17 protein-coding genes are annotated in these 18,558 nt (G+C 53.1%); 9 read left to right on the top strand and 8 right to left on the bottom strand.

Features of this window, described 5'->3' with window-relative positions; genetic code table 11:
* Window positions 1–118: 118 nt before the first annotated feature.
* Window positions 119–1,033, bottom strand: a complete 915-nt coding sequence (locus tag C6362_RS01575; RefSeq protein WP_014015019.1) for an IS3 family transposase — start codon at window positions 1,031–1,033, stop codon at window positions 119–121.
* Window positions 1,030–1,311 (bottom strand): transposase, encoded by a 282-nt coding sequence (locus C6362_RS01570; protein ID WP_014015018.1) that lies wholly within the window; start codon window positions 1,309–1,311, stop codon window positions 1,030–1,032. The genes C6362_RS01575 and C6362_RS01570 overlap by 4 nt, the downstream gene beginning before the upstream one ends.
* A 494-nt stretch (window positions 1,312–1,805) precedes the next feature.
* On the opposite strand from C6362_RS01570, the gene C6362_RS01565 reads away from it, so the two are divergent.
* From C6362_RS01565 to C6362_RS01555, 3 genes are all read left to right on the top strand, one after another.
* Window positions 1,806–3,728: an ABC-F family ATP-binding cassette domain-containing protein gene (locus tag C6362_RS01565; protein WP_014015017.1), complete on the top strand. Its 1,923-nt coding sequence runs from the start codon at window positions 1,806–1,808 to the stop codon at window positions 3,726–3,728.
* A gap of 262 nt (window positions 3,729–3,990) precedes the next feature.
* Entirely contained in the window at window positions 3,991–5,400 is a 1,410-nt protein-coding gene (locus tag C6362_RS01560; protein ID WP_014015016.1) for an FAD-binding oxidoreductase, read from the top strand.
* Between the two features lie 151 nt (window positions 5,401–5,551).
* Complete coding sequence (locus tag C6362_RS01555; RefSeq protein WP_014015015.1) at window positions 5,552–5,797, top strand: helix-turn-helix domain-containing protein; 246 nt, start codon at window positions 5,552–5,554, stop codon at window positions 5,795–5,797.
* 241 nt (window positions 5,798–6,038) lie between these two features.
* Here the strand turns inward: C6362_RS01555 and C6362_RS01550 are convergent, their stop codons facing one another.
* The 3 genes from C6362_RS01550 to C6362_RS01540 all read right to left on the bottom strand — a co-directional run bounded on the left by C6362_RS01550 (window position 6,039) and on the right by C6362_RS01540 (window position 10,137).
* Window positions 6,039–7,658: an IS1182 family transposase gene (locus C6362_RS01550; protein WP_041647043.1), complete on the bottom strand. Its 1,620-nt coding sequence runs from the start codon at window positions 7,656–7,658 to the stop codon at window positions 6,039–6,041.
* A 116-nt stretch (window positions 7,659–7,774) separates the two neighbouring features.
* Window positions 7,775–8,881: a redox-regulated ATPase YchF gene (gene ychF / locus C6362_RS01545; protein ID WP_014015013.1), complete on the bottom strand. Its 1,107-nt coding sequence runs from the start codon at window positions 8,879–8,881 to the stop codon at window positions 7,775–7,777.
* A 14-nt stretch (window positions 8,882–8,895) separates the two neighbouring features.
* Window positions 8,896–10,137, bottom strand: a complete 1,242-nt coding sequence (locus C6362_RS01540) for an LL-diaminopimelate aminotransferase (RefSeq protein ID WP_014015012.1) — start codon at window positions 10,135–10,137, stop codon at window positions 8,896–8,898.
* Between the two features lie 219 nt (window positions 10,138–10,356).
* Here C6362_RS01540 and C6362_RS01535 point away from each other — a divergent pair, with 219 nt between their 5' ends.
* The gene (locus C6362_RS01535; RefSeq protein ID WP_014015011.1) at window positions 10,357–10,878 is read left to right on the top strand and encodes a flavodoxin; all 522 of its coding nucleotides are present in this window, start codon (window positions 10,357–10,359) and stop codon (window positions 10,876–10,878) included.
* A gap of 271 nt (window positions 10,879–11,149) precedes the next feature.
* Here C6362_RS01535 and C6362_RS01530 read toward each other — a convergent pair whose 3' ends face one another.
* Genes C6362_RS01530 through C6362_RS01520 form a run of 3 tightly spaced genes read right to left on the bottom strand, consistent with a single transcriptional unit; the run spans window position 11,150 to window position 14,207 of the window.
* Complete coding sequence (locus C6362_RS01530; RefSeq protein ID WP_014015010.1) at window positions 11,150–12,367, bottom strand: ABC transporter permease; 1,218 nt, start codon at window positions 12,365–12,367, stop codon at window positions 11,150–11,152.
* A complete protein-coding gene (locus C6362_RS01525; protein WP_014015009.1) occupies window positions 12,357–13,061 on the bottom strand; it encodes an ABC transporter ATP-binding protein in 705 nt (234 codons plus the stop codon). The genes C6362_RS01530 and C6362_RS01525 overlap by 11 nt, the downstream gene beginning before the upstream one ends.
* Window positions 13,062–13,073: 12 nt before the next feature.
* Window positions 13,074–14,207 carry an efflux RND transporter periplasmic adaptor subunit gene (locus C6362_RS01520; protein WP_014015008.1) on the bottom strand — a complete coding sequence of 378 codons (1,134 nt, stop codon included), beginning with the start codon at window positions 14,205–14,207 and terminating at the stop codon, window positions 13,074–13,076.
* A gap of 209 nt (window positions 14,208–14,416) precedes the next feature.
* On the opposite strand from C6362_RS01520, the gene cytX reads away from it, so the two are divergent.
* The 5 genes from cytX (at window position 14,417) to C6362_RS01495 (ending at window position 18,440) form a co-directional block, all read left to right on the top strand.
* Window positions 14,417–15,580 carry a putative hydroxymethylpyrimidine transporter CytX gene (cytX, locus tag C6362_RS01515; RefSeq protein WP_014015007.1) on the top strand — a complete coding sequence of 388 codons (1,164 nt, stop codon included), beginning with the start codon at window positions 14,417–14,419 and terminating at the stop codon, window positions 15,578–15,580.
* Between the two features lie 134 nt (window positions 15,581–15,714).
* A complete protein-coding gene (locus tag C6362_RS01510) occupies window positions 15,715–15,918 on the top strand; it encodes a hypothetical protein (protein WP_014015006.1) in 204 nt (67 codons plus the stop codon).
* A gap of 294 nt (window positions 15,919–16,212) precedes the next feature.
* A complete protein-coding gene (locus C6362_RS01505) occupies window positions 16,213–17,007 on the top strand; it encodes an enoyl-CoA hydratase/isomerase family protein (RefSeq protein ID WP_014015005.1) in 795 nt (264 codons plus the stop codon).
* 28 nt (window positions 17,008–17,035) lie between these two features.
* Window positions 17,036–17,773 (top strand): CoA transferase subunit A, encoded by a 738-nt coding sequence (locus tag C6362_RS01500; protein ID WP_014015004.1) that lies wholly within the window; start codon window positions 17,036–17,038, stop codon window positions 17,771–17,773.
* A gap of 4 nt (window positions 17,774–17,777) precedes the next feature.
* The gene (locus C6362_RS01495) at window positions 17,778–18,440 is read left to right on the top strand and encodes a CoA transferase subunit B (protein WP_041647040.1); all 663 of its coding nucleotides are present in this window, start codon (window positions 17,778–17,780) and stop codon (window positions 18,438–18,440) included.
* Window positions 18,441–18,558: the final 118 nt, after the last annotated feature.

Raw genomic sequence — 18,558 nt, 5'->3', positions numbered from 1 at the left:
GTGGCTCGTTGTTCGTGGTTCGTAGCTCGTAAAAAAAGCCATTATACTCGGCTAGGCTGTGGTGAAATCTGGTCCTATGTCAAGATTTCGGACAAATTAAATTGAGGTTTTTCGTTTCTTAGATTCCCAGACGCATATTATGTTTCTGGAAATCAGCATACAGCTTTTCATAGTCATCCGGTGACATGTAGTTGCAATGGCTATGAATGCGTACGGTGTTGTAAAAGGTATTGATGTATTCAAACACCAACAAGTACGCTTGCTGATAATTTTGAATCTTGAAGCGATTGAGCCATTCCCGTTTAATCAGGGAGTGGAAGGATTCGATGCAGGCATTGTCCCATGGATAGCCTTTCTTCGAATAGCTGCGGCGCATTTGGGATGTCTCCCGAATATATGCCTGCGAAACATACTGGCAGCCACGGTCCGAATGGATAACCAACAGCTGTCCGGGTTTCCGGCATTGTTTGGCTTCCTGCAGCATCTTGACGATGCCGGCGACGTCCAGATTACGGGCCAGATTCCAGGCGATGATTTTCCTGGAGAACAAATCCATAATGCTTTCCAAATAGACGAAACCTTCAGCTGTCCAGATATAGGTGATGTCGCTGCACCATACTTGATCCGGTTCTTCAGGATTGAAGCATTCCTGAAGGATATTCACCAGCGCCACGTCAAAGTCACTGTTACGGGTCGTTACGGTGTAATGCTTTACCCAGCAGGCCTGAATGCCCATTTGCCGCATGTATACGCCAACTGTGCGTTCAGAGATACTGTCCCCGTTCTGCTGCATAACTTGGGCAATCTTCGGGGCTCCGTAAATCTGCTTGGAATCGTCGTAGATAGTTTGAATCTTTTTCTTCATCTCCTTGCGGTGCTGGGCCTGTTTCGATGGTTTGCGCGCCGCCCAGTCATAATATCCTGAAGAAGAAACGTCGAGTTCAGAAAGCACTCCGGACACCGAAAAACGACGTTCTGCCTGATGGGCATTTTCGGCTTCTTCCTGGACACTGCGATAGATGGCAATGGTCATTTGTCCAGAATGCTGATAGCTTTTTTTAGGACATTCAACGCATCCTTCGCATCCCGCAGTTCACGCTGCAGACGGGCGATTTCCTTAGCTTCATCCGAAGCATAGTTGCCGGAACCACGATAAGGCATTTCGCCATTGTCCTTCAGCTGCTTTTGCCAACGGGACAAGGTTTGTGGAGCAATACCTAGATTCGTAGCACAGCCAACCAAGCCGAGTTCCCGATGTTCATGATAATATTTAACTGCGTTGATTTTGAATTCTTTGTTGAATTTTGCCATACTGAGGCCTCCTTAGTTAATCCTATTGTACCACCATTAGGAACCTCAGTTTGACTTGTCCTATTTATATGCTAACACCAATCTCTCTAGCGGGCTTCCCACGTGGAAACCCCTACGAAACGGCCGCAGGCCGTGTATTTTTTTACGGCCTGCCATCTGCGAATGCGACCTGCGTTCATTTTCATCGCCTCTATGCGATACCGTAGGGGACGCCCAAAGGGCGTACCGCTGTGAATCCTGTACATAGCCGGAATTTATGACAGATGGCACATGGTCGTAATACAATCATGAAATTGACGCGGCGAAGCCGCATCTGAGTCCGAGGCTTGACGATGATTGAGGGTTGACGGTATAATAGATATGTGAAAAGGGGTCTTGCCGCGGGACGGTTGGCCTTCATGAATTGCTACAGGAGTAGCCGCTCAAGATAGGAGTCGCGGGCGGCTCTTTTTTTGTTTTGTCGTCAGTATGCCAGGAAGGGCAGGATTGTATAGATGGGTAGTATTAAAGTACAGAAATTGAGTAAGTCTTTTGGAGTGCATACGGTATTCCATGATGTGAGTTTTGAAATCCGCCGGGGCGAACGGATCGGCCTCATCGGGGCCAATGGGGCCGGGAAGTCGACGCTGCTCAAGTGCCTCATGGGCGAAGAGGACTACGACAACGGGGCCTTTGTCGTTTCGGAAGGTGAATCCATCGGCTATTTGCAGCAGGATATCACCTACGCCGACGATGTGACCTTGCGCCAGACGATTACCGAGGCCTGGCAGGATGTCATGAAGCTGGAAAAGGATTTGAAGGCTGTTGAAAAGGCCATGCAGGCCCATCCCGATGATGAAGGCTTGATGAACCGCTATGCCCGCATGCAGGAACGGTTCGAGTGGCTCGGCGGCTATGAATACGAATCAATGTCGCGGAAAATCGTCCAAGGCCTGGGTTTTTCGGAAGCCGATATGGACCGGCCGGTACAGAGCTTTTCCGGCGGCCAGAAGACGCGTATCAACCTGGCTAAGGCCCTCGTCCGCCGGCCGGATTATTTGTTCCTTGATGAACCGACGAACCATCTCGACGTGGACATGCTGGAATGGCTGGAAAGTTATCTCTTGTCCTATGGCGGCGGCATCCTCATCGTCTCTCATGACCGCTATTTTCTGGACCGCGTGGCGACGGGAATCTTGGAATTGTCCCACGGTAAGATAACGAAATATAAGGGTAATTATTCGCGCTACGTCGAGCAGCATGCCCAGCAGCAGAAGGCCCTGGAAAAGGCCTATAAGAAGCAGCAGGAACACATCCACGAAACGGAAGAATATATCCGCAAATACAAAGCCGGCATCAAGGCCAAGCAGGCCCGCGGGCGCCAGTCCCAGCTGGACCGGTTGGAACGCATCGAATGGCAGCCCGAAGATGAGTCGCTGCACTTCAATTTCAAGCCCGTCGAAGAGTGCGGCCAGAAAGTCCTGGTCCTGGACAAGGTCAGCGGCGGCTTTGCCGACCGCCAGTTGTTCGACCATTTATCGCTCCTCCTGCGCCGCGGCGAAGCGGCTTCCCTCATCGGCCCCAATGGGACGGGGAAGACGACGCTCATCCGCATGATCATGGGCGAAAAGGAACCGACAGACGGCCATATTACCTTGGGCAGCCGCGTCCATATCGGCTATTTTGCCCAGGAACACACGGATTTGCACGGGGCCTGGACGGTCCTCGATGAAATCATGAACGATTTCAGTTATGGCGAAGAAGAAGCCCGGTCCGTCCTGGGGCGCTTCATGTTCCGCGGCGACGATGTCTTCAAGGTCATCGACAGCCTCAGCGGCGGCGAACAGGCCCGGCTGGCCCTATTGAAGCTTTTCCTGCAGGGGCCGAATTTCCTTATCCTCGACGAACCGACGAACCATCTCGACATCCCGACGAGGGAAGTGCTGGAACAGGCTTTGCTGGATTTCGGCGGGACGTACCTCGTCGTATCCCATGACCGTTATTTCCTCGATAAGATTACCCAGCGGACGCTGGTCCTGGAACATAAGCAGCTCACGGAATACGTCGGCAATTACAGTTATTACCGGGAAAAGGTCCGTGAAGCCCAGGAAGCGGCAGAAAAGGCGGCAGCCGAAGGGCAGAGCTCCTCGCCGGCTCATGAAAAAGAGGCCGCTCCGGCAGCCAGGAAGGCGGAACCGGCACCGGCCGTGAAAGCGCCGGCCAAGGCCCCGGCTTATGGCCAGGCGGCCAAGCTGGAAAAAATCGAGATGAAGATTGCTGAACTGGAAGCGACCATCAAGATGTATGAAGTGCAGATGAATATGCCCCAGAACCAGACCGATGCCGACGCCATGATGGAATTGACCCGGGAATATGAAGCGGCCCAGGCCCAGCTCGATGAGGCTTATGAAAAGTGGGAAGCCCTTTCGGAGTCTTAAAACTGTCCGTGCATGGAAGATATGAAAAATAAATATAAACTTTAGGATTGGAAATAGCGTAAAACGTAAAACTTTACGTATCCATCCCGATGTGTGGTTTCAAAAAGCCCGTTTTCTTGATGCATTTTTTAAAAATGTCAAGAAAACGGGCTTTACAAGTTTCTGCTACGTGGTATACTATGCTCAACTCCCATTCGGAGGATAAACTTATTATATCTTTAAAGCATACGGAAAGATTCCGATAGAAAGGAAGCGTTTATATATGGCAGCACAGTTTAACCCGGTTACGCCGGAATTATTAGCAGAATTACGTCAGGTCGTCGGTGATAAATACGTCAAGACGGACGAAGATTATTTGGAAAGATACCAGACAGACGAAGAAGGGAACTCCCATTATTTCCATAAACCGGAAGTCGTCGTCTTCCCGGGCTCGACGGAAGAAGTGGCCGCTATCGTCAAATTGGCCAATAAGTACCTCGTTCCGATTACGCCGCGCTCGGCTGGTTCCGGTGTTGCCTGTGGTGCTATTCCTGTTTATCACGGCATGGTCGTCGAATTGGAACGGATGAATCAGATCCTCAAATTCGATGCCGACAATATGTATGCCGTCTGCCAGACTGGCGTCATCACTGGGGACTTGCAGCGTGAAGCTGCCAAACACGGCCTCCTCTATGCCGGGGACCCGTCCAGTGCCGACAGCAGCATGATCGGCGGCAACGTCGCCAACAATGCCGGCGGCAATAAAGCCGTTAAATACGGCACGACGCGCCATCAGATCTACAGCCTGAAAGTCGTTACGCCGACAGGGGACATCCTCGACGCCGGTGCCCGCCTCAAGAAGAGTTCTACCGGCCTCTGCCTGGAACAGCTCTTTGCCGGTTCCGAAGGCACGCTGGGCATCATTACGGAAGTCACGGTCAAACTCCGTCCCATGCCGCCGTATGCCTTCAATATGGTCTGCGTTTTCAAGACCGATGAAGAAGCCTTTGCCCTGCCCAATAAGATCCTCAAAGCCGGCATCGACCCGACGAGCATCGAATTTATGGACAATGAAGCCCTGCGCATGACCTGCAAATTCCTGGACATGAAAATGCCTCATGTCGACGAAGGCTGTGATTACGTCATCGTCACGGTCGAATCGTTCAGCGAAGACGACTCGGACCGCAAGATGGAACAGCTCTGCGACTTGGCGGAAGCCAACGGCTCGATCGACGAATTTGAAGCGGATAAACGGATTTGGACTCTGCGCAAGCAGTTCGCCGAAGCCGCCCGCGACGTTGACAAGATGTTCCAGACGGAAGACTTCGTCGTCCCCTTGGACAAGATTCCGGAAATCACCAAACAGATTCCGGAACTGCGCGAAAAATACGACCTCTACTGCGTCACGGTTGCTCACATCGGCGATGGTAACATCCACGTCCTGCCTCTGAATGCCAAAGGCTTGTCGCCGGAAGAATGGTTCCAGAAGATCAAAGCCTTCCATCGCGACCTCTTCCCGCGCGTCTATGCCCTGGGCGGCAAGATGTCCGGTGAACACGGCATTGGCTATAAAAAATTAGAAGAATTTGCCCTTTGCACACCGCAGGCGGAACTTAACGTCATTAAAGCCATCAAGAAGGCTTTGGACCCGAATAACATCATGAATCCTGGAAAATTAGTAGAAATCGGCTAATTATTTCATAGAGGGGAAGTCAAATTGCAAAGACGGCAACGATTATATTCATAATAATCGTTGCCGTCTTTTTATATATTTACTATAATAGAATCAAGGAATTTACTAATGTACTTATTATAGTCCTAGATCTATGAAAACAGGTGATGACATGAAATACTACAGCCGCTTAAAGACGCTTCGGTTGGAAGCAAGGCTTTCTCAGGCCGACGTGGCAAAAATCTTGAAGTGTTCACAAGTTGGATACGGCATGTATGAATTGGGGAAACGGAAGATCCCCGTAGAAAAGTTGATCCAGCTGGCAAGGCTGTACCACACCTCACTCGATTACATTGCCGGATTGACAGATGAACGGGAACCACGCCCAAAACATCGGGAGGACGATACTAGTTTGTAGTACGGAGTTTGTAGTTTGTAGCAGATGGTTTTTAAATTTAAAACCCATCCGCTAACCCCTAACTGCTAGCCACTAACCACTTAAAAAGGGGCTGTAACAAAATGAGCTTTTTAGCTCATTTTGTTGCAGTCTTCTTTCTTTCCCATAACTAACACAATAGCTGGCATTTTTCATTTTCGTGAAAAATGCCAGCTATCTGTTTTTAGGCGTACTTTAATAAGCCTTGCTGTTTTTTCTTTTTTTAGCAGGCTACTGTATGTGTTTCTTCTTTTTCTAAATAGTGTTGTTGTAATCGGTCCGTATCCCGGCGACTTCGGTATTTTCTCAGATTAAAGCCGAATGCCATGAACAACAGTTCCTTTTCTACACTTTCTTTTCCCTTATGTCTCACTCGGCGGTATTCGTAGTTTCCCTTTACTGTTCCAAACGCCCCTTCTATCTGTATGGAGCGGTTAATCCGCAACTGGATTCCTTTTTCACTATGAATGAAGTCGTAGTCCCTGTCCAATAAGGATTGGTAGTAAGGATTGTACTGTACCATTTTATTCTGTGTTGGTTTCTTTCCTGTACGGGTCGGCTGGCATTGATTCCGTTTTCCACAATACTGACAGTTTTCACATTGGTAAATTCGTACGGTCCGTTCATATCCGCTGGCCCTATCGCGCTGCTTTTTTTCCGTTATGAAATGCAGCTTCCTTCCTTTGGCACAGGTATAGGTATCGCTGTCTGCGTCATAGGCCATATTGCTTCGGTGCCCGATTTTTTTCTTGAAGGCAGACGTCTTCCGGTATTCATACTCCCGTGGCTTGATGCATACCGTGCTTCCTTTCTTTTCTATCCAGTCCATATTCTCTTCACTGTCATATCCGGCATCCGCCACGATATGATCTGCCAGTCTTCCATACTCTGATTCCAATGCCGTCAAAAACGGGATCAAGGTCCGGGTATCTGTTGGATTCGGGAATAGACCCAGTCCGATAATATATTCAGACTGTACGGCTAACTGAAGATTGTAGGCCGGCTTCAGCTGCCCGTTTTTCATGTGGTCTTCTTTCATGCGCATAAATGTAGCATCGGGATCGGTCTTGGAATAACTGTTCCGTGTGCCCAGTATGGTCAGGTGGGCATCATATTCTTGCTGTTTCTCCCGGATGGCTGCCACTTCTTCAAATAGTTTTTGTTCGACTGTTTTTCGGTGGCCAGACCCTTGCACGAATGTGATGCCGTTTCCTTGGCATACGTCTGCGGCAGACCGGAGTAATTCATCGTCATCCAGTGTACAGGTATCCATGCCCGTGAAAGCTAGCATCTGTTCCTGGATTTGCCGCCGTTTTTCCTTTAGCTTAGCGATCCCTTTTTCCACTCGCTTGCGCCAGACAAACGTATAGCGGTTCGCGTTGGCTTCCATCTTGGTCCCATCAATATACCATTCTGTAAAATCTACGGAATCCAGCAAAGACAGTTGATGCACAAACTGGGCAAACAAATGGCGGAGCACTTCTATGGGAATCCGGTGAAAGAAACGGCCAAACGTCATGTGGCTGGGAGCCGGATACCCTTCCAGCAACCACATATATTCTATATTGACACGGCATTGTTCGCTGATACTGCGCAGGGAATATACGCCCTGGGCTGCAGCAAAGACCCTCACTTTGAACAAGATCTTGGGCGGTACCTTAGGATTTCTGCCTTTAACAGAGTAGAGATGCTGTAATGCTGAATAATCCAACCTTTCTAATAATGCATCTACGATACAAACCAACCGATCTTGTTCTAGTGAAATGCCATAATCCAATGGCAAAACGAGTTGCCTCGGAGTGTAAGTTTTGGTATACTTTACGTGGTTGATTTTGTTTGGCATACAATAATTATACCAGCAAAGAGGCCCTTTGGGGCCTCTTTTGCTTAAAAAAAATGGGCTCAGATAACTGAGTCCATTTTTTAGATGAGGCTATTCTGTTACAGCCCCTTTTTTTCCTATACATTAAAGCGGAAGTATGTGACGTCTCCGTCTTGCATGACGTAATCTTTCCCTTCCAGACGGACAAGGCCTTTTTCTTTGGCAGTTTGTTCGCTGCCGCAGGCGATGAGGTCGTCGTAGGAAACGATTTCGGCGCGGATGAAGCCGCGTTCGATGTCGGTGTGGATCTTACCGGCTGCTTTCTGGGCTTTCGTGCCGTTGACGATGGTCCAGGCGCGGACTTCGTCAGATCCGGCCGTGAAGAAGTTGATCAGACCCAACAGGGAATAGCTGGCTTTGATCAGCTTGTCCAGGCCCGATTCGGGCAGGCCCAGTTCTTCCAGGAAGACTTCGGCTTCGTCGTCCGGCAGTTCGGCGATTTCGGCTTCAATCTTGGCCGAGACGGCGACGACCTGAGCGCCTTCCTTGGCGGCGTATTCTTCGACGCGTTTGACGTTGGGGTTGGCGTCGGGATTGCCTGCTTCGTCTTCTGCGACGTTGGCGATGTAGATGATCGGCTTCAAGGTCAGGAGGTTGAGTTCTTTGACCTGCGGCAGTTCATCTTTTGTCAGGCCGGCTTTGCGGGCCGGGTCGCCGTTTTCCAGGCAGGCCAGGACTTTTTTCAGGACGGCGTATTCGACTTTGGCGTCCTTGTCGCCACACTGAGCGACTTTGGCGATGCGGTCCGCCCGTTTCTGGGCCGATTCCAGGTCGGCCAGGCACAGTTCCGTATTGATTGTTTCGATGTCGCGGATCGGGTCGATGGAGCCGTCGACGTGGGTGATGTTCGAGTCTTCGAAGCAGCGGACGACTTCAGCGATGGCATCGGTTTCACGGATGTGGCTGAGGAACTTGTTGCCCAGGCCTTCGCCCTTGGAGGCACCGGCGACGAGGCCGGCGATATCGACGAAGCGCATGACAGCGGGAATTGTTTTTTTCGGTTTGTACATGTCGGTCAGGACCTGGATGCGTTTATCCGGGACTTCTACGACACCGACATTCGGTTCAATCGTGCAGAAGGGATAGTTTGCCGCTTCTGCGCCGGCCTTGGTAATCGCGTTGAACAGCGTGCTCTTACCGACATTCGGCAGGCCGACGATGCCTACTTCCAGATTGGTACTCAATGGTTAAACCACCTTTATTTGAATAATTTTAAATCAGCAATGCGTTTGACAGCTTCGACGGTGTTTTCTTTGGTGCCGAAAGCGGTCAGGCGGAGATAGCCTTCGCCGTGGGGGCCAAAGCCCGAACCCGGTGTCGTGACGACGTGGGCTTTTTCCAGGAGCAGGTCGAAGAAATCCCAGCTCTTCATGCCGTTCGGCGTCTGTACCCAGGCGTACGGCGAGTTGGTAGCGCCGTAGACGGTGAAGCCGGCTTCGGTCAGGCCGTCGCGGATGATGTGGGCGTTTTCCATGTAGTATTCGACGTCAGCCAGGCACTGTTTCTGGCCTTCCGGGCTGTAGTAAGCTTCAGCTGCGCGCTGGACGATGTACGGCGTGCCGTTGAAGAAGGTGCACTGACGGCGGTTCCACAAGGGATTGAGTTCGACAGCCGTGCCGTCTTTCTTGTAAGCGACGCAGGCATGGGGGACGACGACATAGGAGCAGCGCGTACCCGTGAAGCCGGCGCACTTGGAGTAGGAGCGGAGTTCGATGGCTACTTCTTTAGCGCCTTCGATTTCAAAGATGCTGTGGGGAACGTCCGGTTCGGTGATGTACGTTTCATAAGCCGAATCGTAGATGATGATGAAGTTGTTTTCTTTGGCGGCTTTGACCCAGTTGGTCAATTCTTCCTTGCTCATGGCCGTGCCGGTCGGGTTGGACGGGTTGCAGAGGTAGACGATGTCGACTTTTTCCTTCGGCGGTTCGGCTTTGAAGCCGTTTTCCGGAGTGCATGGGAGATAGACGACGCCGTCGTAGATGCCTTTTTCAGCGTTCCATTCGCCGGTATGGCCGAACATGACGTTGGAGTCGAGGTAAACCGGGTATACCGGGTCGGCTACGGCGAATTTCAGGTCGTCGCCGAAGATTTCCTGGATGCAGGCGACATCGGTCTTGGCGCCATCGCCGACGAAGACTTCGTCCAGATCGAGGTCGATGCCGCGCGTCTTGTAGTCGCCGTCGATGATAGCCTGACGGAGGAAGTCATAGCCCTGTTCCGGACCGTAGCCGCGGAAGGTTTCGGCTTTGCCCATTTCGTCGACGGCCTTGTGCATGGCGTCGATGATAGCCGGGGCCAGGGGACGGGTGACGTCGCCGATGCCGAGGCGGATGATATTCGCTTCCGGATGTGCTTTGGAATAAGCTTCAACTTTTTTTGCAATGGTTGCAAAAAGATAGTTGCCGGGGAGTTTTAAGTAGTTTTCATTTACATGAGCCATAAAGGGACCTCCTTGTATTGCTTAGCATAGTAATCTATTGACAAACTCTATTTTACTACATTATATGGGCCTTGGAAAGATACTGGGCGCCGGGCAGGCATGATAAAATAAAATGGCCGTCATTCATGATAGTGATTGAATGGCAACGATTTTTGCCGTATAATGAAAACTGTATCGGGAATTTTTAAGTCAAACATATCAGGGAGGTTTGATTGACTGATGGATTATCAAGGTAAGAAATGCCTCATTGCATATTTTTCACACGCCGGCATGAACTATGTCAGCGGTAAGATCGTCGACCTGCCCGTGGGCAATACGGAACGGGCGGCACAGATGCTGCGCCTGTTCACGGGCGGCGACCTCTTCCACATCCGCACGGCTTCGGTCTATCCCAATGACTATCAGGAAGTCGTCAAGATCGCCAAGAAAGAAAAGGCCGACAACGCCCGGCCGGTCCTGGAAAGGGATATCGACAGCATCGATGATTACGACGTCATCTTCCTGGGCTATCCCAACTGGTGCGGCACCATGCCCATGGCTTTGTGGACGTTCCTGGAAAACCACGACTTCACGGATAAGACGATTTATCCTTTCTGCACCCATGAAGGCAGCGGCGTCGGCCACAGTCTGGAAGACATCCATGCCCTCTGCCCGACGGCCAAACTCGGCAAGAGCCTGGCCCTCCTGGGTACGACCATCGAAGATGCCGAAGACGACATCCGCCGCTGGCTGAGAGATTAGTGGCTCGTGGCTCGTGGCTAGTGGCTAGTGGTTCGTGGCTCGTAGGGGCGGCCCGCCGATTGCAGAGCGCCAAGCCTCCCCTGATAGGGGAGGTGGCCCAATGGGCCGGAGAGGTTGAATTTCCAGATTCAACCTCTCAGTCAGCTGCGCTGACAGCTCTCCTAGCAGGAGAGCCGGGACGCCCGCTACAGCTTTAAAGCCATCCGCTAACAACTAACTGCTAGCCACTAACAACTTTAAAGGGCTTGTCGTCATGTGACAAGCCCTTTTTTTATTCATACCGCAAGGCTTCGATGGGGTCGAGCTTGGCTGCTTTCCGGGCTGGGTAGATGCCGAAGAAGAGGCCGATGCCTACGGAGAAACTGAAAGAGATGATGATCGGCGCCGCCGTGATGACCGTCTGGAACAGGCCGGACTTGGCGATAGCCAGGGCGATGCCGACGCCGCAGGCGATGCCCAGGAGGCCGCCGATGACGCCGATGACGACAGATTCGATGAGAAACTGCATCATAATGTTCTGAAAAGTTGCGCCCAGGGCTTTCCGGATGCCGATTTCCCGCGTCCGTTCAGTGACGGAGACCATCATGATGTTCATGATGCCGATGCCGCCGACGATGAGCGAAATGGCGGCGATACTGCCCAGGAAGAGGGTCAGCATGGTCGTCGTGCTGGTCATGGTTTCCATGAGGCTCGTCAGGTTACGGACGGTGAAGTCATCTTCGCTGCCGCTGCGGATATGGTGGCGCTGGCGCAGGAGCGTTTCGACTTCGGCCTGGACCTGTTCGATTTTATCGGCGCTGGAGACCTGGATGTTGATGGAGCGGACGTAGGTGATGCCCATGAGGCGTTCCTGGGCCGTCGTCAAGGGGACGATGACGATGTCGTCCTGGTCCTGGCCCATGGAGGACTGGCCTTTGCTTTCCAGGACGCCGATGATCTTATAGGGCTGGTTGTTGATGCGGATGTTCTTGCCAACGGGATTGACTTCGTCGAAGAGGTTGGCGGCGACCGTCGGGCCGATGACGGCGACGCGGTTGCGCGAGTTGAGGTCGCTCTGGGTGATGAAGGATCCCGACTGGACGACGAGGGACCGGATGTGCAGGTATTCTGGCGTGACGCCGTAGACCGACGTATTCCAGTTCTGGTTGCCGTTGACAATCTGGTAGGAACTGTTGACTGTCGGCGATACGTAGTCGATGTTCTTTATTTTATTCTTGATGGCTACGGCGTCGTCGTATTTCAATTTCTGGCTCGAACCGGCTGCCGAACGGACGCCGCCGTGATTGGTCGAGCCTGGCGAAACGATGAGCATATTGCTGCCCAGGCTGGCGATGGAGTTGGTGACGTTCTGCTTGACGCCCATGCCGATGGAAATCATGGCGATGACGGCGCCGACGCCGATGATGATGCCCAGCATGGTCAGGATGGAGCGCAGTTTATTGGACAGCAGGGCCGTAATGGCAATCTGCACGCTTTCACTAAATAACATCCATGACGACCCCCTTTCCGGCGTCTTTTGTGATCCTGCCGTCTGAGAGCAGGAGCTGGCGGTTGGCACAGGCGGCGATTTCCGGTTCATGCGTGACCAGGATGATCGTCTTGTGCTCTTCGTGGAGCGCTTCGAAAAGGCGCATGATGTCTTTCGTCGATTTCGTATCCAAGTTGCCCGTCGGTTCGTCGGCCATGATGATATGCGGGTTATTGACCAGGGCCCGGGCGATGGCGACGCGCTGGCGCTGGCCGCCGGACAGTTCGTTGGGCTTGTGGTGGGCCCACGTTTCCAGGCCGACGGATTTCAGCTTTTCCATGGCCCGTTCCGTCCGTTCCCTGCGGCCGACACCGGCGTAGACCAGGGGCAGGGCGACATTGTCCAGGGCGGAGATGCGGGACAAGAGGTTGAAGTTCTGGAAGACGAAGCCAATGTGCTGGTTGCGGACGACGGCCAGTTCATCGTCGCCGAGGTGGGCGACTTCCTTGCCGCCGAGCTTATACGAACCCGACGTCGGCCGGTCCAGGCAGCCCAGGATGTTCATGAGCGTCGATTTTCCTGAGCCCGATGGCCCCATGAGAGCGGCAAATTCGCCTTCTTCGATGTTTAAGGTAATGCCGGCCAGAGCGGCGAAGTCTTCACCGCCGATGTGGTAGATTTTTTTGATATCTTTCAATTCGATGACATGCTTCATGGCGAGGCCCCCTTACATGGGCGGCGGGCCCTGGCGTCTATTGCTGTTCGACGAGGACGACGACTTGCTGGAGGCCGTATAGGCGATGGAAACCTTGTCGCCCTGGGTCAGGCCCGAAAGGATTTCCACGTATTCATCGCTGTAGATGCCCGTCGTGACCGGTACTTGTTCCGTCTGGCCATTGGCATCGACGCGGATGACGTAAGAGCCGGAGTCGTTGGTCTTCAAGGCGGCGATGGGTACGACGAGGGCGTCATCTTTTTGCGAGGTCGTAATGTCGACGCGGGCCGTCATGCCCAGTTTCAGGACGTCATCCGGGTCGTCGACGTCGAGGGTGACGTAGTAGTAGATGACGCTGGCCGACGAACTCGACGAGCTGGACGTCGAACTGGAGCCGTTCGTATCCCACGTATTGCCCGTATCGGTTTTGGCGATTTTCGAGACGTGGGCCGTGAAAGTCCGGTCTGTAAAGGCGTCAACAGTGAAGGTCGCATCTTGGCCGACTTGGATCTTGCCGATATCCGTTTCATCGACTTTGGCCAGAATCTGCTTCGTCGACGTGTCGGCAATGCGCATGATGACCGTCGGGTTGCTGTTACCCTGGACGGCCATGGTGCCGACAGTCTTCGGTTCGCCGACGACGACGCCGTCCATGGGCGCCGTGATGACCGTTTCGGCAACGTCCGATTCGGCTTCCGTCAAAGTACTGACGGCAGTGTCATAGTTGAATTTCGCCGTATCCAGGGCCTGTTTGGTGCCGGCACCGAGGTCATAGAGCTGCTGGGCCCGGTCGTATTCGACTTTGGTGTTTGTGACCTTATACTGGGCCTGGTCGCGTTTGGCTTCATAATCTTTGCCGTCGAGGACTGCTACGGTCTGGCCGGCTGTGACCCGGTCATTTTCTTTGACCAGGACCTGGCTGATGCGGGCCGTGATCTTCGGCGAGACTTCGACGGAATCGACAGGGCTGATGGTCCCTGTGGCGGAAACGGTCGAACGCAGGTCTTTGCGGACGACATCGGCTGTTTCGATGGCCTTGGATTGTTTTGCGGCTTGCTGGGATTCATAGTATTTATAGCCGCCAAAGGCACAGGCCGCCACGATGACAGCGGCAATGACGATTTTCAGGCGCTTGTCAATTTGCATGGTATCACTCCAGTCATGATGTTAAATAAGTAGGTATAGTTATCATTGATTCATTAAGTATAGCATGTCATTTTATAGCAATAAAGGTAAAGCCATTTTTTCTTAGTAAAGTGAGTTGGAATTGTAACAAAGATGTTGTGTACGTAGGGTTTTCCCGGAGAATGTGTTATACTGATGTAGCATTATAAAAGAAAGGTTGGTATTTTATTATGAATGAACGTAAGACGTCTGTCTTTTCCAACGGCCTGTTATGGTTCGGCGCCGGCATTTCCATCGCCGAAATCCTGACGGGTATGCTCCTGGCGCCGCTGGGCTTTGCCAAAGCCTTTGCGGCTATCATCCTGGGCCATCTCATCGGCGGTGTCGTCATGTACCTGGCCGGCCTCATCGGAGGCCGGACGGGCGGCAGTGCCATGGAAACGGTCCGCATTTCCTTCGGGACCCAGGGGGCCAAGCTCTTTGCCGGCCTGAATGTCATCCAGCTCGTCGGCTGGACGGCGGTCATGGTCGCCAGTGCCGCTTTGGCTGCCAATACCATCGCCGCCATCGGCGTGTCCTGGTGGAGCCTCATCATCGGCGCCTTCATCGCCGTGTGGATCGTCATGGGACTGAAGAACCTCAGCAAGATCAACGTCGTCGTCATGGCGGCCCTGTTCATCTTGACGATTGTCCTCAGCCTGGTCGTCTTCAAAGGCGGGGCGCCGCAGGTACCGGCTGGCGACCTCACCTTTGGCGGCGCCGTCGAACTGGCTGTCGCCATGCCGCTGTCATGGCTGCCCATTATTTCGGACTATACGCGGACGGCTGAAAAGCCGGGCCTGGCTACGGCGGCCAGCTGCAGTGCCTATTTCATCGCCAGCTCGTGGATGTTCCTCATCGGCATGGGCGCGGCCCTGTTCACCGGCCAGGATGACATTGCGGCCATCATGGTCCAGGCCGGCCTGGGCGTCGCCGGGATCCTCGTCGTCCTCTTGTCGACGGTCACGACGACCTTCCTCGATGCCTTTTCGGCCGGCGTCAGCTGCCAGAGCCTGGTCCCGAAGGTATCGGATAAGATTTTAGCGCTTATCGCGACGGTCCTGGGCGTCCTGCTGGCCATCTTCGCCGCACCGGACCAGTTCCAGGATTTCCTCTACCTCATCGGTTCCGTCTTTGCGCCGATGACGGCCATCCTCTTGTCGGACTTCTTCATCCTCAAGCAGGACCATACAGCAGACAGCGTCAACTGGCTCAACCTCGTCCTCTGGGTTTTGGGCGTCGCCCTGTACCGCTTCCTGCTCAATGTCGATACGCCCGTGGGCATCACCGTCCCTGTCGTCGTCATCCTGATGGCCGTCAGCGCTTTGGTCCATAAGGTATTGAATAAAGCGTAGAACGATTCTAATATTGAATGGATGAAATGCAAAAGTAATTCGTGATTAGCATTGACAAAAAGACATTGAAAAGCGTAAACTTATGCTCAAGCAAGATAATAAAAACTTGAGCATCTTCAGAGGAGGCTTTTCAAATGGATAAACACTTTACTTTTGATGATATGATCAACACCATGATGCCCCTGCCCATCAGCGGCGCTGCCAACGGCGAAGGCATCTACTGCCGCGGCCAGGAACTCGTCGCTTCCATGGGCCAGCCGAAAGAAACGGCCCGTCAGGAAAAAGAAAGCCGCCGCTTCGACCTCCGCGGCATCTTCTGTCAGTATTGCGTAGATTGATAAAAAAGCCAGTGGTTAGTGGTTAGTTGTTAGCGGATGGTTTTAAATTTGAGGGATTCGCTGCAAATTGCAAACTCGTTCTCTTATTAGGAAAAGTGGTCCAACTGGATCGGAGAGGTTTAACCTTGTAGGGAACACGAGCCACGAACTACGAACCACTAAAAAGGCGCTGTCGTAAGACAGCGCCTTTTTTATGCCTTTCTGGTATAGGCTTTTTTCTGGAACCTATGATATAATATGATTATAAAGAAAGGTATTCATTCGTTTTTGTTATAATAATGAGGAGGGATTCATATGAAACTCAACAAGTTACATTATACCGTTGAAGATGGCATCGCTGTCGTTCAGCTCGATTATCCGACGAACCTCAATGCCATCGATGAAGAAATGGCCGATGAACTCCTTTATGTCGTCCAAGCGGCTGAAGCGGATGAATCGGTAAAGGTCGTCGTCTTCAAAGGGCTGCCCCGTGCTTTTTCGGCCGGCGGCGATATCGGCTACTTCTACCAGCTCATCAAGGCCGGCGGCGATGTCAATATGGACGGCCTTATCGGCAAGGTCGGCAAGGTCACGGATGGCCTGAAGAAGATGAGCAAGATGGTCATCGCCTCGGTCAGCGGGGCTGCGGCCGGTGCCGGTGCCAGTTTGGCCCTGACAGCGGATTTCATCATTTGCAGTGAAAACGCCAAGTTCATCATGGCCTTCGTCAATCTGGGCCTGGTCCCCGATACGGGCGGTTCCTATCTCCTGGTCAAACAGCTGGGGCCGAAACGGGCCATGGACATCTGCGCTACCGGACGCCCTGTGAGCGCACAGGAAGCCAAGGATCTGGGCATTGTCTACCGCATTGTGCCCAACGATGCCCTCGATGAAGAAACGATGAAATTTGCCAAGAAACTGGCTGCCGGACCGATTATTTCCTATAAGAACATCAAGCGCCAGATTTATGCCGCTGCTTTTGCTGAATATCAGCACTACCTGGAAAACATCGAAGTCCCGTGCCAGCGTGAATGTGCCCGGACCCAGGACTTTGCCGAAGGCGTCTGCGCGTTCATGGAAAAACGGCGTCCCCATTTTACCGGCCAGTAAGGCTGTCCTCTGAAAGGGAGTGAGTACGGTGTTATCGAAGGTATTTTCTCTCCAAGATATCCTGGAGCATATCCATGACGGACAGACCATCATGTTCGGTGACTGGCATGGCCAATTCGCGGCTGATGAAATCATCGACGGCATGCTGGAAAAAGGCGTCAAGGATATCAAAGCCATCGCCGTATCGGCCGGCTATCCCGGCCAGGGCGTAGGCAAGCTGATCGTGGCTCATCGCGTGTCGTCCATCGTTACGACGCATATCGGCCTCAATCCGGAAGCGCTGAAACAGATGCTGGCCGGTGAACTGGCCGTCGAATTCGTCCCCCAGGGGACCTGGGCCGAACGCGTGCGCTGCGGCGGTGCCGGCCTGGGCGGCGTCCTGACGCCGACCGGTGTCGGTACGAGTGTCGAAGAAGGGAAACAGAAGCTGGTCATCGATGGGAAGGAATATCTCCTGGAATTACCGCTCCATGCCGACGTAGCCCTGGTCAAGGCGACCAAAGCCGATACGGCAGGGAACCTCTATTTCCGCATGAATTCGCGGGCGACGAACAGTACCATCGCTTATGCGGCTGATTTCGTCGCCGCCGAAGTCGAAGAAATCGTCCCCGTCGGCCAGCTCTTGCCGGAAGAAATCGCCATCCCGGCTCCTGTCGTCGACATGGTCTATGAACGGCAGGGCGAAAAACGGTTTATCTGCCCGATGTGGAAAAAGGCCAGGGCCCGTGCCGAAGCCAAGGCGCGGGAACGGCAGGAAAGGGGATGAGGTCATGGTTGAACGGAAAGGAAGAGCTTTGATTGCCTGGCGTTGTGCCCAATTCTTCAAAAATGGGGACTTCGTCAACTTAGGGATCGGCCTGCCCCTGATGTGCGTCAACTATCTGCCCGAAGGCGTATCCCTCTGGCTGGAAGCTGAAATCGGCACCGTTGGCAGCGGCCCGTCGCCGGACTGGAATCATGTCGATATCGACGTCATCGATGCTGGCGGCCAGCCGGCTTCGGTCATTACCGGCGGCAGTGTCTACGACCACGAAACGTCCTTCGCTTTCATCCGCGGTGGCCATATTGACGCGACTGTCTTGGGGACGCTGCAAGTCGACCAGGAAGGGAATATCGCCAACTGGACCATCCCCGGGAAATTCGTGCCCGGTATGGGCGGGGCCATGGACCTCTGTGCCGGTGTCAAGAAGATCATCGTCGCCACGGACCATTGCGAAAAGAGCGGCCATTCCAAGATACTGAAGAAATGCACGCTGCCCCTGACGGGAGCCCGTTGCGTGACCGACATCGTAACCGAACGCTGCTACTTTGAAGTCACGCCGCAAGGCCTGGTCCTGCGGGAACTGGCCCCGGGCTATACCGTAGAAGATATCCGGGCCTGCACCGAAGCGGACTTCATCGTCCCCGAAACCATCGCCGTCATGGGCGAGTGAGGGGAGGCCGCACGAAGGCTTCGTAAGCCTCTCCTGCTAGGAGAGGTGTCCCGAATGGGCCGGCCCCTACGAACCACGAGCTACGAGCCATTAACTACGAACCACTAAAAAGGCGCTG

It is taken from the genome of Megasphaera elsdenii DSM 20460, assembly GCF_003010495.1.
Lineage (GTDB): Bacteria > Bacillota > Negativicutes > Veillonellales > Megasphaeraceae > Megasphaera > Megasphaera elsdenii.
This window is presented reverse-complemented; position numbering and strand designations above follow the sequence as displayed.

What these genes read in the sequence shown, in the direction of transcription:
- C6362_RS01575 (WP_014015019.1), bottom strand. Translation starts at nt 1,033, where the DNA reads ATGACCATTGCCATCTATCGCAGTGTCCAGGAAGAAGCCGAAAATGCC.
- C6362_RS01570 (WP_014015018.1), bottom strand. Translation starts at nt 1,311, where the DNA reads ATGGCAAAATTCAACAAAGAATTCAAAATCAACGCAGTTAAATATTAT.
- C6362_RS01565 (WP_014015017.1), top strand. Translation starts at nt 1,806, where the DNA reads ATGGGTAGTATTAAAGTACAGAAATTGAGTAAGTCTTTTGGAGTGCAT.
- C6362_RS01560 (WP_014015016.1), top strand. Translation starts at nt 3,991, where the DNA reads ATGGCAGCACAGTTTAACCCGGTTACGCCGGAATTATTAGCAGAATTA.
- C6362_RS01555 (WP_014015015.1), top strand. Translation starts at nt 5,552, where the DNA reads ATGAAATACTACAGCCGCTTAAAGACGCTTCGGTTGGAAGCAAGGCTT.
- C6362_RS01550 (WP_041647043.1), bottom strand. Translation starts at nt 7,658, where the DNA reads ATGCCAAACAAAATCAACCACGTAAAGTATACCAAAACTTACACTCCG.
- C6362_RS01540 (WP_014015012.1), bottom strand. Translation starts at nt 10,137, where the DNA reads ATGGCTCATGTAAATGAAAACTACTTAAAACTCCCCGGCAACTATCTT.
- C6362_RS01535 (WP_014015011.1), top strand. Translation starts at nt 10,357, where the DNA reads ATGGATTATCAAGGTAAGAAATGCCTCATTGCATATTTTTCACACGCC.
- C6362_RS01530 (WP_014015010.1), bottom strand. Translation starts at nt 12,367, where the DNA reads ATGTTATTTAGTGAAAGCGTGCAGATTGCCATTACGGCCCTGCTGTCC.
- C6362_RS01525 (WP_014015009.1), bottom strand. Translation starts at nt 13,061, where the DNA reads ATGAAGCATGTCATCGAATTGAAAGATATCAAAAAAATCTACCACATC.
- C6362_RS01520 (WP_014015008.1), bottom strand. Translation starts at nt 14,207, where the DNA reads ATGCAAATTGACAAGCGCCTGAAAATCGTCATTGCCGCTGTCATCGTG.
- cytX (WP_014015007.1), top strand. Translation starts at nt 14,417, where the DNA reads ATGAATGAACGTAAGACGTCTGTCTTTTCCAACGGCCTGTTATGGTTC.
- C6362_RS01510 (WP_014015006.1), top strand. Translation starts at nt 15,715, where the DNA reads ATGGATAAACACTTTACTTTTGATGATATGATCAACACCATGATGCCC.
- C6362_RS01505 (WP_014015005.1), top strand. Translation starts at nt 16,213, where the DNA reads ATGAAACTCAACAAGTTACATTATACCGTTGAAGATGGCATCGCTGTC.
- C6362_RS01495 (WP_041647040.1), top strand. Translation starts at nt 17,778, where the DNA reads ATGGTTGAACGGAAAGGAAGAGCTTTGATTGCCTGGCGTTGTGCCCAA.